Source organism: Agarivorans albus, assembly GCF_019670105.1.
Lineage (GTDB): Bacteria > Pseudomonadota > Gammaproteobacteria > Enterobacterales > Celerinatantimonadaceae > Agarivorans > Agarivorans albus.
The window spans coordinates 2,037,673-2,050,405 of sequence record NZ_AP023032.1 but is presented as its reverse complement, the minus strand read 5'-3'; the positions used below and the strand labels follow the sequence as shown (position 1 = coordinate 2,050,405).

Sequence of the window (12,733 nt, the reverse complement as noted above, 5' to 3'; positions counted from 1 at the left end):
AAAGATGAATGACAAATTAATCGTAAATGTAGATAAAGTTAAGCAGGTAAATACTGCCGCAGTATATGGCATGATTGACCAACAAGGACCAATCTCGCGGGTGAAAATTGCGGAGCAGAGCCAACTAGCGCCCGCCAGTGTGACAAAAATTACCCGCCAACTGCTAGCAACAGGCTTAATTAAAGAAGTTGCCCAACAAGCCTCCACCGGAGGTCGTCGCGCTATTTCTTTAATGGCAGAGCAAGGCAGTTATTACTTTATCTCGGTACGATTGGGTCGCGGAGCTTTAGATATTTCACTGTTTGATTTAAGCGGTGTATCTCATGCCCACGACAAACTCTCAGTAAACGAACTTGAGCAAGATCCGTTAACCCAAGAGTTACTCGACAAAATCGCCGACTTTATTGAACAGCATGTTAGTGAACAAAAGCAGCTTATTGCGGTAGCCGTAACCTTGTCAGGCTTAGTTAATCCCGGTGAAGGCATTGTGGTTTATACCCCACATTACCAACTACGCGATTGCCCATTAGGTGAAATGATAGAGAGCCGTTTTGGTTTACCCGCTTATATCGGTAACGACACTCGCGCGATGGCTTTAGCCGAACATTACTTTGGCGCGACCAAAGACTGTTTAGACTCGATACTGATTACTGTGCACAGCGGTACTAGCGCGGGCATCATTGTTAATGGTCAGGTATTTATGAGCCAACACCGCGATGTTGGCGAAATTGGGCATATTCAAGTCGATCCATTAGGTCAGAAATGCCAGTGTGGTAATGTTGGTTGCCTGGAAACCATTGTATCTAACACCGCCATTGTCGCTCGTTTGCAAGCGCTAATTGAGCAAGGTAGCCCAAGTATTCTGGAAGCCGGCTTTACCATTGAAGACGTATGTTTTGCGGCGAAACAAGGCGACATGTTATGCCGACAAGTACTGCAACGAGTTGCCACTGTATTGGGCAGCAGCATTGCGATTGCCATTAACCTGTTTCACCCACAAAAAATTGTTTTAGCGGGTGAAATAATGGCCGCTGAAGACATTTTATTACCCACCATCAAACAATGCATTCAGCATCAAGCCTTAAGCTCTTTTGCTGATGCCTTGCCAGTGCAAGCGGCACACTTTCAAAATAATCCGACCATTGGTGGCCTGGCACTCGTAAAGCGTGCCCTACTCGACGGCAGCCTGTTAATCCGCTTAATCAATCAGAAGCCGGAATAAGCATTCAAATATAGCCCAATAACTAATCTAGAAAATGGAACTTAAAACACTGTAAAGCATAGGAATGATTGATGTTTTTATGCTTTACTTGTGAGGTCTATGCAAAAGGATTGGTTAATGCGGATATTCTCACCTCGAACCGTTGTAATCAGCAGCGGATTTTTCACCTGCGCTCTGATGGTTTACATTGCCTTAATGCTGCTTTCAGCAGATATTAGTGAAAGCCAACGCCGCTACGCCCACAATACTATTTCTCTGACTCAAACAGTTATTTATGATTCCCTTCAAGCTTTAGACGACCTTGAAAAACTAGATATAAATGATTGTAGCGAAGCTTCCCTCACTAAGATGCGCCAAACAGTATACTTAAGTAGTTATATTCGCGATGTGGGTTTACTAGAAGACGATCACCTTCTTTGTACTAGTGTTGGCGGCTTACTCGAAGAGCCAGTAGCTTTAGATCCTCCATCTTTTTCTACCTCACTAGGCTTTGATATTTGGCTTAATACACAGCTCATCATATTTGATTACCTGCACTCTGGAGTGGTGATTCGCAGGGGCGACTTTAATGTGGTGATCGATAACAGTACCTTTGCGCCGCTCGAATATGGTGATAATCAATGGGAGTTAGTGTCGAACAGGAGAGAAAATGCCATTCACCTCACCGGCACCCAAGGTATATATAAAGACACCGACACCTTGGTTTATGAGGAAGTCACCGACAACTATCACTATTTTCACAGCTGTAGTGAAAACTACGATTTTTGTATCGCCCTAAGCCTTTACAATTACACGCTTATTAAAAACAAAACTTGGTTTTTATTCTTCTCGTTAATGTTCAGCCTTGCCTTTGGGATTTTGGCAAGCATCTGCTCCGAAACATTATTTAAGCGTCACAGCAGCACCAACGCTCGACTTCGTCGAGGTTTACGTAAAAAGCATTTTTATTACCAAATTCAACCTTTGGTGGACTTAAAAACCAAACGAGTGATTGGCGGTGAGGTATTGGCGCGCTTTAAGGACCCGCTTGGCGAGCTTTATCCAGACCAATTTATTGGTGAGATCCGAGCCTTAAAACTCACTTGGCCGTTTACTTTATTGGTGATGAAAAATGCGCTAAAGGACTTGCAAGCCAGCGGTGTAATCCAAAGTGATTGCAAAATTAGTTTTAATATTTTCCCTAATGACGTTGAAAACAACAACATCAACGAGTTAAAAAACTTACAAGAGGTAAAAGACTTCGCAGGCAACATAACCTTAGAGATAACCGAAGACTTGCAACTAGACAGCCTAGTAGCAAACCAAAATATAAACCAAGTCATTAAACAAGGTTTTGAAGTTGCCATTGACGACTTTGGTACCGGCTACTCTAACCTTGCTCAACTAAAAAACTTTCGCTGCCAATACTTAAAAATAGACAAAAGCTTTGTATTTGATTTAGAAGCTGGCTCTATCCGCTCTTCGCTAGTGCCACACATGGTAGATATTGCTCATAAGTCTGACTTAAAAGTAATTGCCGAAGGCATAGAAAATATTATGCAGAGCAAAGTGTTAGAAGATTTAGGTGTTGAATATGGTCAAGGCTGGATGTTTGGCAAACCAATGCCAGTGAAGCAGTTTATCGAAGCTTACCAACGCACCAACAAGCCAGAATAAGCGATTAACTTATATAACAGGCTAAGATAGATAACTTCAACTTAGTTGCTTTGGTACAGCAATTAAAATAGCCACAAAAAAAGGACAACTTACTGCTGTCCTTTTTTGGTCTAAGTTTGGGTATAGATTTAACAGGTTACGCCAATGCTATTGTCATTTTGCCAGTAAAGCTGCCACTGCTCTTCGCTAGCGCTACAACCACAGCCTTTATTACATGAGCCGAGTTTAACAACTCGCAACTTATGGCGCTTAACCCATGGTTGAAGCATAGCTAGCGCGGCGTCATCGCTAAGCGAAAAATGCTTAGCGACTTGGTTTAACAACACACCAGGGTTCTCTTCAATATAGCTTTTAAGCGCTTGTAGTATCATAGTGCTCTGCCTTTTGACGCTTTAAGAACAGTACCCAAACACTTAGTACAATCACCATTGCCAATAACAATACACTGCCTGAAATGGGTGTTTGTTGCCATGTTGCCGCTTGGTAATAAATAGTTGCGGTGCAATAAGCTAACAAGGTCGACCATACGCCAATCAATCTTGCCCATTTTAGTCCAAGCTCTTTGACCAAAGCGCCCATTGCCGCTGCACAAGGCATGTACAACAAAATGAACAACATAAACGATACAGCTGAAGCTTGGCTAAAGTGTTGAGACAACTGTGACATAGTGCCTAGATCTACTTCATTGATTTCAGCAGCGCTAGCTACATCTTCAGCTTCTTCAATAGCAATGCCCAGGGGATCGCCATAATTAAGGTCGTTAAAGTTATCGACAATGCTTTGACCGGCTTCTTGGAAACGGCCTAAGTAAGTCCATGCTTCAGCCTCTTCTTCGGGATCTGCATATAGACTGTTTAAGGTGCCAATTACCGCTTCTTTAGCAAACAGGCCGGTTACAATTCCTACAGTGGCTGGCCAGTTATCTTGCTCGATGCCCATGGGGCCAAATACCGGCGTAACAAACTGACTAGCGCGGGATAATATCGAGTGCTCTTGACCTTCAGCATCCAACTCACCGCCGGTACCAACGTGATTAAGAACACTTAATATCGCTACCACTAAAACAATGGTTTTACCGGCGCCAACAATAAAGCCTCGCACTTTTTGCCAAGTAAGCAATAGTACCCCAAACACTGTTGGGAACTGATAGTCTGGCAGCTCTAATACAGAGTCTTGAGCTGTGCCAGGTAGCAGAGTGTACTTAAGCAGCAAACCGGTAATAATCGCAGCGATAATGCCCACAATATACAAAGCAAACACCATGTTCTGCCCTTGCTCGGGGAAAAACGCTGCAACAAACAAGGCATATACGGGTAAACGTGCACCACAAGACATAAACGGGCTCATTGCTGAGGTAAGCACCCGTTCACGGTGTTTTTCTAGTACTCGAGTAGCCATAATGGCCGGCACGGTACAACCAAAGCCCATTAGCATTGGCACAAATGCTTTACCAGGTAAGCCGATAACTTGCATAGCGCGGTCTACAACGAAGGCTGCACGCGCTAAGTAACCTGAGCTTTCTAACAAGGCTAAAAACAGATACAAACAAGCAATTACAGGAATAAAGGTTGCTACGGTTTGTATGCCTACCCCTACACCACTAGCCAATACAATGCTCGCCCATTCTGGCGCACCAACACTGGCTAACAGTTCGCTCACGCCATCAACAAAAATAGTACCCGCTGTAATATCGAAAAAATCGATAAACACCGCGCCACCGTTAATGGCAAACATGAACATTAAGTACATAACACCTAAAAAGGCCGGAATACCAACCCAACGGTTAAGCAATACTTTGTCCAGTAGCTCGGAATAATCGCGGCTTAGCTGGCCTTTTTTACTGATACAGCTTTGGGTAAGTTGGTAGATAAAGCTATAGCGGCTATCAGCGAGCTCTAAATCAACGTCAGTTGTTGTAAATTGACCCAGCGCTTGGCCCACCTCTAGCTGTAAATCAGGGTCTAGTTGCTCGGTTAACCATGGATCATGCTCAATTAAACGCAGAACTTGCCCTTTGTTTAAGCCAAGCTTTTGCTGCCACTCGGTGGTAAAGGCTTCAATTTCCGTTGGGTATTCCAAGCTTAAAGCGGGAGCTTGCTGGGCTTGCTCCATTAATTTTGGCAAGTTGCGCTTAAAGTCATTCACTTGCTTTTTAGAGGTGGCTGACAAGCACACCACAGGCAAATTAAACTGTTCGCTAAACTGCTTCACCTTAATATTAAGTAGCTTAGCTTTAGCTGTGTCCATTTTATTTAGCACCAACACCACTGGTAAGCCAAGCTCCTTAAGCTGAATGCTTAAATATAGGCTACGCTCCACAGCGCTGGCATCAATCACATTAATTACTAGGTCTAGTGGCTCAGACTGCAAAAACTCACAAGCAATTCGTTCATCTAATGAGCTTTTATCAAGCTGCGGGTCAATGTTGTACACACCGGGTAAGTCTACAACTTCTGCTTGCCAGTCGGCTTGGCGGATCCAGCCAGACTTTTTGTCTACAGTTATCCCGCTAAAGTTACCTACTTTTTGTTTACTGCCGGTTAAAGCGTTAAACAAGGTACTTTTACCGCTATTAGGATTACCTACGGTGGCTATCATATGTTTGTTCATAGACTATCCACCTCAATCGCTTTTGCTTGGCCATTACTTAGGGCAAGGTTGATTCCAGGTGCAGATACTTGGATAGGATCCCCAAGTGGAGCGCGCCTTACAATGGTTAAGGTCGTATTAGGTAAAATACCCAACGACATAAGCTTTTTGCGCATTGTGCGCGGTAAGCCATTTAAGCTCAATATTTGCGCCTTTTGACCAGTGGCTATTTCATCCAATGACATGGAACCTCCATACCTAAGTCTAAATAATAATGATTTTCATTTGATTTCATTGTGCGACACACATCACTGTTCCGTGTTGATCTAAATCAAACGCTTATAGATAGCTTTGTATTTTTGTGAGAAATATTTATCGCTATTTTTTGAAACCGCCTGAATAAATACGCTACCATCAGCACAACTTAGGTATAAGGTAGATTGAAGATGTCATTCAAAGACCAACTTTCGCAACTGGTTTACTCAACAGACCAAGGCCGCATTGAACCAGAGCAGCAAGCTGAACAAGTGCCTGAAACAGACGGTACTATTAAGCTGCGTAGAGAAACTAAAGGTAGAAAAGGCAAAGGGGTTACCTGCTTAACTGGCTTTGGTTTAGCCGAAGCAGAATTAAAAACCTTATGTAAAGATATGAAAAAACATTGCGGCGTAGGTGGCAGCGTAAAAGATTACGTTATCGAGATCCAAGGTGACCAACGCGACAAGCTAGAGGTTTGGCTTAAGCAGAAAGACTACAAAACTAAACGCATCGGCGGCTAAACCATTGCCTTTAGTAGGGCTTTTGGGTATATTCAGCGCGCTTTTGGGGAGTAGCTGCCCATATCAATAAGGTATGGGGCATTTATCAACATACTTAGTGCTCATCACTATGGTAAATGCAGCCTTTATTGGCCTAGCAAGACCAAATGCACATTAACGCCATAAAGAGGTGAGCTGCGTTGTGTGCATTGGTTTATTCGCTCGCCTCATACAAGAAATCCAATGGAAGCTTTATTCACTTCAATTACTGCCGTAGCCATTGCCGAGATAGGCGATAAAACTCAACTGCTTGCTCTTCTGCTCGCCTGCAAATTCAAAAAACCTCTGCCAATTATTGCCGGTATTATTATTGCAACTCTACTTAACCATGCAGCTGCTGCTTGGTTTGGCTCGTTAGTGCAGCAATGGCTAAACCCTGAGATTTTACGTTGGTTAGTTGGCTTCTCATTTATTGCCATGGCGCTTTGGGTGTTAGTGCCAGACAAAATAGATGAAGACGATAACAAGCTACTCAAATACGGCCCCTTTTTGGCCTCGCTCATCTTGTTTTTTATTGCCGAGATTGGTGACAAAACCCAGGTTGCGACTGTGATTTTAGCAGCCAAGTATGACTCAATGTTTATGGTAATTACCGGCACTACCATCGGAATGTGCCTAGCCAACGTGCCAGTAGTGCTGCTGGGTAAGCTTGGCGTAGAGAAATTGCCTATGACTCTAATTCATCGTGTTACTGCTATTTTGTTTTTGGTGCTGGGCATTACTACATTGGTGTTTTAGTAAGGCTTTTGCTGAGCACTGATTGTGTTAAACTCAGCCGCAAATTGTTAGCAAGGTTGTAATAATGAAACTAGTTCGTTGGATTTTAGGCCGCATTATATTGTTACTTAACGCAGTATTTTCGCCTAAGGGCGTAAAAAGAAGTGCTGAGGAGCAGGCTGTCATTGATCAAAAAACCCAAGGTTTACACCTTTATCAGCTGCCGGCTTGCCCATTTTGCGTAAAAGTACGTCGCTCGATGAAACGTAATGGAATAAGTATTGGCTTACGCGATATTAAGGCGCAGCCAGAATATCTTGAAGAGTTGGTGGCCCAAGGCGGTTCAAGAAAAGTGCCTTGTTTACGCATTGAAGATGGCGACCAAGTAGAATGGTTATACGAGTCTAACGATATCATTAACTACCTAGAAGCCAAGGTAGCCTAAAACCAAAAAGCTCCGCAATGCGGAGCTTTTTACTATTAGCTGCAAAAACTTAGTCTGCTTCCATAATATCACTTGGCATGGTTTCACGCAGGCGCTTCCACACTTCACTAGTAGCAATACCGTAACTACGCACTACTTGCAGCGCTTTATCGTGTTCGCCGCTATCGGCCAAGGTGATTAGCTCTTGATAGAAATTATCAACTAAGGTGCGTGCTTGAGGGTCGTCAAAGTAGTATTTACCAACGCTTTGATACATACCTCTAAAGCCATTTAAAATAAGCGCGTATAAAGGATTGCCCGACGCAAAAGATAAGCCGTGTAACACTTGATAATCAAACTCAGCATAAGCTTCGCCAGTTTGCTCAAGTTGTTTGTATTGCTCGATAAGTTGGCGACTTTTCTCGGGATTGTTTTTTAGGGCACCACGAATAAAAATCACACTAATGTTGGTTCTTGCTGATAGCAGTTGCTCAAACAACTCTGGCACACCATCGGTATCTAAACGGGCTAAAGTTTCCAAAATATTCAGCCCTGCGGTTTCCCAAAAGTTGTTCACCTTAGTGGGTTTGCCGTGCTGAATAGTTAACCATCCATCTCGCGCTAATCGTTGAAGCACTTCACGCAAGGTGGTGCGGGTTACACCTATTAACTCAGATAATTCTCTTTCGGCGGGTAAAATTGTGCCAGGAGCAAAACGGTTATTCCAGATAGATTCAATGATGTATTGTTCTGCGAATCCCGCTGGACTTTTTGCTTTAATTACCATTATTTACTCAGTCTATTTTCGTTTTTATTGTATCGATAATAACAAACCATTAACTAAAGCTAAAGCAAGTGGTTTGAGCTCAAACCTCCAAATTTGAAAATCTCTTGACTATTTTTATCGACACTTGAATAAATTTGATATTTTCGGTTGTTCAACTACCAAAGCCGCGTGAGATCACATACAATCGCGCACGAGTTTTCGTAGGGGAAACTCGACCTGCCATTTGAACAACAATGAGATTTCAGGATGAATACTAGTCTTTCTAGTGCTTTTGCTAAGAATTTTCTTGGCAATGCACCTTTGTGGTATAAAAAAGCCATTGTTTTATTTCTAATCATTAACCCCATCGTTTTCTATATCAACCCGTTTGCTGCAGGTTGGTTACTAGTTATCGAATTTATTTTTACTCTTGCGATGGCGTTAAAATGTTACCCGCTTCAGCCGGGTGGCTTGCTAGCCATTGAAGCAGTAGCAATAGGCATGACATCCTCTGAAACCGTTAAACATGAATTAGTCGCCAACTTCGAAGTAGTGCTGCTATTGATTTTCATGGTGGCCGGTATTTTCTTCATGAAACAACTGCTGTTGTTTGTTTTCACCAAGATGCTAATCAAAATTAAAGACAAAGCCATTTTGTCTTTAGCCTTTTGTGCAGCCGGCGCCTTTTTATCAGCCTTCTTAGATGCCTTAACCGTAATTGCTGTAGTCATTAGCGTAGCGATTGGCTTCTACAGCATTTACCACAAAGTGGCATCTGGCAAAGATTTTCACCAAAAACATGACCACACTGGCGATGACTTAAGCAGTGATGACTTAGAAGGCTTTCGCGCATTCTTACGTAGCTTAATGATGCATGCGGGTGTAGGTACCGCATTAGGTGGCGTATGTACTATGGTAGGTGAACCGCAAAACCTGATCATTGCAGACCAGTCTAGCTGGCAGTTCTTCGAGTTCTTCCTGAGAATGGCACCGGTATCCCTGCCTGTTTTAGTATGTGGTTTGATTACTTGTTTTGCGTTAGAAAAAATTGGCAAGTTTGGCTACGGTAGCCAGCTACCAGTAAATGTTCGCCAAATTCTTACCGACTACGATAAACACGAAGATCAAAAACGCACTAACCGTGACCGTGCAAAACTGATTGTTCAAGCGGTTATTGCAGTATGGTTAATCATTGGTCTTGCATTACACCTAGCCGCTGTTGGCTTAATTGGTTTATCGGTGATTATTCTTGCTACTTCATTTACCGGCATTACCGAAGAGCATCAGCTAGGTAAAGCCTTTGAAGAGGCCCTGCCATTTACTGCCTTGTTAGCGGTGTTTTTCTCTATTGTTGCGGTAATTATTGACTTAGAACTATTTAAACCAGTGATTCACTGGGTGTTGTCGATTGAAAACGAAGGCCAACTAGTTGCTTTCTATATTGCAAACGGCTTGCTGTCGATGGTCAGTGACAATGTATTTGTGGGCACGGTTTACATCAACGAAGTAAAAACAGCTTGGTTGGAAGGACAAATCACCCGAGATCAATTCGACATGTTAGCGGTTGCGATTAACACTGGTACTAACCTACCGTCGGTTGCCACGCCAAACGGTCAAGCGGCCTTCTTATTCTTACTTACGTCGTCGTTAGCTCCATTATTACGCTTATCTTACGGCCGCATGGTTTGGATGGCGCTGCCTTACACCTTTGTACTTGCTGGTGTTGGTTTGTTGTGTGTGGAATACGCGCTTATTCCTGCGACTCAATACTTCTACGATATGGGTTGGATCAGCCATCACGTTGCAGGAGCGGCATCGGCGGTTTCTGCTGGACATTAAAAATAAAAACGGCGATGCTTGCATCGCCTTTTTTTATCGGAGTTTCTGATTATGCTCAACTTTTTAAGCAGCATGCCGTACCAACGTAAACCTTGGTTTCTGCTTTTTATTGGTAGCTTATCACTAGAATTGTGTGCCTTATTCTTCCAACACGTAATGAAGCTCGACCCTTGTGTTATGTGTATTTATGAGCGTGTAGCCATGTTTGGCTTAATGTTCGCGGGCCTCATTGGATGGATAGCCCCACAAAACCTTATTATTCGCTTAACAGCATTTGGAATGTGGATAGTAAGCGCAGCTTGGGGCTTGCAGCTGGCTATTACTCACACCGATTATCAAATGAACCCTAACCCATTCGCGACTTGTGACTTCTTCGCTAACTTTCCGGAATGGGCGCCATTAGATAAGTGGGTACCTTGGTTATTTAACCCAACAGGCTTCTGTGACAAAATTTCATGGATGTTCTTAGGTTGGTCTATGCCACAGTGGCTAATCTTGATATTTGCGGTGTTCTTAGCTGCAGGTGTAATTTTCTTTGGCCTACAATGGCGCAAAAAATAACTCGCATTAAAAAGCCCGCTTTAAGCGGGCTTTTTATTTGTGCCAATAACCAGAACTACTCACATTCATCTAAAGGCCAACGCACAATATAATCTTGAGAAGGACCAGTTAATTGCGTTTCGCAAACAATTTTACCGCGTACCGATGCTCCTCGTTTATGCATCTCAGAGGCTTTGCCTTTATTAAGTAGTGGATGCCATTGTGGCAAAGGTTTACCTTCAATCAAACGCTTATAAGCGCAACTTGGCGGCAGCCAATGAAAGGCATCAATATCATCTAAGCTTATTTTTACGCAGTCGGGTACTTTAGCAAAACGGTTTTCATAATCACTGCATCGACAGCTTTTACTATTAAGCAATACACAAGCGATGTTGGTGTAATAGAGCTCATCGGTGTCTTCGTCTATCAACTTCGACAAACAACATTTTCCGCAGCCGTCACACAATGACTCCCATTCTTGGGCATTCATCTGCGCCAAGGTTTTGGTTTCCCAAAATCTTACTTCACTCACTTATTACAACCTCTGTTTCTAACTCTATATCGGCAACGGTTAATGCTAGTTTATCTCCAGCTTCTAAAGGACCAACACCTGCAGGAGTGCCAGTAAGTAACACATCCCCCGCTTGTAGACTAAAGCACTGAGAGGCTTCAATTAACAACATCTCAATGGTGCGGATCATTTGTTGACTACTGCCCTGCTGTTTTACTGCACCATTTTGTTTTAGCTGCAAGCTAACGTCGGCTAATTCACTTAAGCAAGTAATTGGTTTAAAGGCGCTAAGCACACAGCTTTGATCAAAAGCTTTGGCTCGCTCCCAAGGGTGACCACGTTGCTTTAGCTCTAGCTGAATATCTCGAAGGGTTAAATCTAAGGCCGCAGCGTAACCCCAAACTGCATCATTTAGCTCAGCTTTAGAGGCATTTTTTAGCGGCTTGCTAATTAACAATGCTAGCTCTAACTCATAGTGCACAGCTCCCAAACCTTTGGGAATAGCAACACCATTATCAAAACTTACAAAGGCACTAGGCGGCTTGTTAAACAACACTGCTTGTTTTACCGGAGCGCCGCCCATCTCTTGCATATGTGCAACATAATTTTGCCCAACACATACGGCTTTGCTAGGCCTTAGTGGTATAGCTTTGCCTTCGTTATCAACATGCTGATACATATCAAAACACCGGTGGGTAAGAAATACGATCAGCCAAGGTGCCAACCGCTGCTACGAAATAGTGTGAACGATTCCATTTCATTAGCACCCGATAGTTATCATAAGCGAGGTAGGCACGGCCTTGCGCATCATCAGGTTGAACAATTGAAGCGCTAATATCACGTGTAGGTAAATCGCTGCCGTCGTAACGGCGAACACCTAGAGCTTGCCATTCCGCTAAAGTTTTAGTGATTTTTAATCCAGAATTGCTGACATCATAATCTTTAGGAAGCTGAACTTGGCGCCCCCAGGTTAGATCATCACTCCAGCCACTTTGCGCCAAATAATTTGCAGCAGAGGCTAAGGCGTCGGCGGTATTGTTCCAAATATCGCTATTCCCATCGCCGTCAAAATCTTGCGCGTAAGCGAGAAACGAGCTTGGCATAAACTGCACTTGGCCCATTGCGCCGGCCCAAGAGCCTTTCATTTTGTTCGGCTCAATATGTCCGGCATCTAAAATACGAAGCGCATTCATCAGTTCTTTCTTGAAAAACGCTTCGCGACGCCCTTCAAAAGACATGGTTGAAAGCGCCGACACTACATTGTAGTTGCCGGTAAACTTACCAAAGTTAGACTCTACTCCCCATAAGGCAATAATAAAGCGAGGCTGCACCTTATACTTTTTTTCTATCTCTTTTAGCAAAGGGTAATGTTTTTTGTATAAAGCACGCGCTTGTTGCACCTTCCAATCGGGAACGGCTCGCGGCAAGTATGTGTCTAAAGTAAGTTTAAACTCAGGTTGCTGCTTATCTGCCTTTACCGCACGTTGGTAAAATTTAGTATTAGCAAAAGCTGCATCAATGGTTTGCTGAGATATTCCCTGCTCTGCCGCTTCTAATTTAAGTTGTTCAACGTAGTTATCAAAGCCCGGTTCAGCGTGTAACGAGAAGGCAGCCGAGAAGAGCACCGCACTGATAATTTTTTTCACTAACG

Annotated in this window: 14 protein-coding genes and 1 riboswitch; of the genes, 7 read left to right on the top strand and 7 right to left on the bottom strand. The window is 43.3% G+C overall.

Annotation, left to right across the window (positions count from 1 at the left end; translation table 11 throughout):
- Positions 1-4 precede the first annotated feature (4 nt).
- Together K5620_RS09435 and K5620_RS09430 are read left to right on the top strand one after the other, a co-directional pair.
- Complete coding sequence (locus K5620_RS09435; RefSeq protein WP_016401075.1) at positions 5-1,222, top strand: ROK family protein; 1,218 nt, start codon at positions 5-7, stop codon at positions 1,220-1,222.
- 117 nt (positions 1,223-1,339) lie between these two features.
- A complete protein-coding gene (locus K5620_RS09430) occupies positions 1,340-2,878 on the top strand; it encodes an EAL domain-containing protein (protein ID WP_215426366.1) in 1,539 nt (512 codons plus the stop codon).
- A 128-nt stretch (positions 2,879-3,006) separates the two neighbouring features.
- Here the strand turns inward: K5620_RS09430 and K5620_RS09425 are convergent, their stop codons facing one another.
- Genes K5620_RS09425 through K5620_RS09415 form a run of 3 tightly spaced genes read right to left on the bottom strand, consistent with a single transcriptional unit; the run spans position 3,007 to position 5,712 of the window.
- The gene (locus tag K5620_RS09425) at positions 3,007-3,249 is read right to left on the bottom strand and encodes a FeoC-like transcriptional regulator (RefSeq protein WP_016401077.1); all 243 of its coding nucleotides are present in this window, start codon (positions 3,247-3,249) and stop codon (positions 3,007-3,009) included.
- Positions 3,230-5,488 (bottom strand): Fe(2+) transporter permease subunit FeoB, encoded by a 2,259-nt coding sequence (gene feoB, locus K5620_RS09420; protein WP_016401078.1) that lies wholly within the window; start codon positions 5,486-5,488, stop codon positions 3,230-3,232. The genes K5620_RS09425 and feoB overlap by 20 nt, the downstream gene beginning before the upstream one ends.
- On the bottom strand, positions 5,485-5,712 hold the full coding sequence (locus tag K5620_RS09415; protein ID WP_016401079.1) for a FeoA family protein: 228 nt from the start codon (positions 5,710-5,712) through the stop codon (positions 5,485-5,487). The genes feoB and K5620_RS09415 overlap by 4 nt, the downstream gene beginning before the upstream one ends.
- A gap of 201 nt (positions 5,713-5,913) precedes the next feature.
- Between K5620_RS09415 and K5620_RS09410 the strand changes: the two genes are divergently transcribed.
- The 3 genes from K5620_RS09410 to K5620_RS09400 all read left to right on the top strand — a co-directional run bounded on the left by K5620_RS09410 (position 5,914) and on the right by K5620_RS09400 (position 7,447).
- Positions 5,914-6,246 (top strand): translation initiation factor, encoded by a 333-nt coding sequence (locus tag K5620_RS09410; RefSeq protein WP_016401080.1) that lies wholly within the window; start codon positions 5,914-5,916, stop codon positions 6,244-6,246.
- Between the two features lie 43 nt (positions 6,247-6,289).
- Positions 6,290-6,456: riboswitch (yybP-ykoY riboswitch) on the top strand.
- A gap of 12 nt (positions 6,457-6,468) precedes the next feature.
- Entirely contained in the window at positions 6,469-7,023 is a 555-nt protein-coding gene (locus tag K5620_RS09405; protein ID WP_016401081.1) for a TMEM165/GDT1 family protein, read from the top strand.
- 64 nt (positions 7,024-7,087) lie between these two features.
- Positions 7,088-7,447: a glutaredoxin family protein gene (locus tag K5620_RS09400; RefSeq protein WP_016401082.1), complete on the top strand. Its 360-nt coding sequence runs from the start codon at positions 7,088-7,090 to the stop codon at positions 7,445-7,447.
- A 49-nt stretch (positions 7,448-7,496) separates the two neighbouring features.
- Here K5620_RS09400 and fadR read toward each other — a convergent pair whose 3' ends face one another.
- The gene (fadR, locus tag K5620_RS09395) at positions 7,497-8,213 is read right to left on the bottom strand and encodes a fatty acid metabolism transcriptional regulator FadR (RefSeq protein WP_016401083.1); all 717 of its coding nucleotides are present in this window, start codon (positions 8,211-8,213) and stop codon (positions 7,497-7,499) included.
- A gap of 246 nt (positions 8,214-8,459) precedes the next feature.
- On the opposite strand from fadR, the gene nhaB reads away from it, so the two are divergent.
- Complete coding sequence (gene nhaB, locus K5620_RS09390; protein ID WP_016401084.1) at positions 8,460-10,031, top strand: Na(+)/H(+) antiporter NhaB; 1,572 nt, start codon at positions 8,460-8,462, stop codon at positions 10,029-10,031.
- A gap of 51 nt (positions 10,032-10,082) precedes the next feature.
- Entirely contained in the window at positions 10,083-10,592 is a 510-nt protein-coding gene (gene dsbB, locus K5620_RS09385; RefSeq protein WP_016401085.1) for a disulfide bond formation protein DsbB, read from the top strand.
- A 55-nt stretch (positions 10,593-10,647) separates the two neighbouring features.
- On the opposite strand, the gene K5620_RS09380 is transcribed toward dsbB, so the two are convergent.
- From K5620_RS09380 to K5620_RS09370, 3 genes are read right to left on the bottom strand one after another with little or no spacing between them, the layout of a single operon-like run.
- Positions 10,648-11,103, bottom strand: a complete 456-nt coding sequence (locus tag K5620_RS09380; RefSeq protein WP_016401086.1) for a YcgN family cysteine cluster protein — start codon at positions 11,101-11,103, stop codon at positions 10,648-10,650.
- Positions 11,096-11,761: a fumarylacetoacetate hydrolase family protein gene (locus K5620_RS09375; RefSeq protein ID WP_016401087.1), complete on the bottom strand. Its 666-nt coding sequence runs from the start codon at positions 11,759-11,761 to the stop codon at positions 11,096-11,098. The genes K5620_RS09380 and K5620_RS09375 overlap by 8 nt, the downstream gene beginning before the upstream one ends.
- 1 nt (position 11,762) lies before the next feature.
- Positions 11,763-12,728: a lytic murein transglycosylase gene (locus K5620_RS09370; RefSeq protein WP_016401088.1), complete on the bottom strand. Its 966-nt coding sequence runs from the start codon at positions 12,726-12,728 to the stop codon at positions 11,763-11,765.
- Positions 12,729-12,733: the final 5 nt, after the last annotated feature.

Coding starts and splice junctions, on each gene's coding strand:
- feoB (WP_016401078.1), bottom strand. CDS start 5,488: ATGAACAAACATATGATAGCCACCGTAGGTAATCCTAATAGCGGTAAA.
- K5620_RS09375 (WP_016401087.1), bottom strand. CDS start 11,761: ATGTATCAGCATGTTGATAACGAAGGCAAAGCTATACCACTAAGGCCT.
- K5620_RS09400 (WP_016401082.1), top strand. CDS start 7,088: ATGAAACTAGTTCGTTGGATTTTAGGCCGCATTATATTGTTACTTAAC.
- K5620_RS09425 (WP_016401077.1), bottom strand. CDS start 3,249: ATGATACTACAAGCGCTTAAAAGCTATATTGAAGAGAACCCTGGTGTG.
- K5620_RS09405 (WP_016401081.1), top strand. CDS start 6,469: ATGGAAGCTTTATTCACTTCAATTACTGCCGTAGCCATTGCCGAGATA.
- K5620_RS09410 (WP_016401080.1), top strand. CDS start 5,914: ATGTCATTCAAAGACCAACTTTCGCAACTGGTTTACTCAACAGACCAA.
- dsbB (WP_016401085.1), top strand. CDS start 10,083: ATGCTCAACTTTTTAAGCAGCATGCCGTACCAACGTAAACCTTGGTTT.
- fadR (WP_016401083.1), bottom strand. CDS start 8,213: ATGGTAATTAAAGCAAAAAGTCCAGCGGGATTCGCAGAACAATACATC.
- K5620_RS09435 (WP_016401075.1), top strand. CDS start 5: ATGAATGACAAATTAATCGTAAATGTAGATAAAGTTAAGCAGGTAAAT.
- K5620_RS09415 (WP_016401079.1), bottom strand. CDS start 5,712: ATGTCATTGGATGAAATAGCCACTGGTCAAAAGGCGCAAATATTGAGC.
- nhaB (WP_016401084.1), top strand. CDS start 8,460: ATGAATACTAGTCTTTCTAGTGCTTTTGCTAAGAATTTTCTTGGCAAT.
- K5620_RS09430 (WP_215426366.1), top strand. CDS start 1,340: ATGCGGATATTCTCACCTCGAACCGTTGTAATCAGCAGCGGATTTTTC.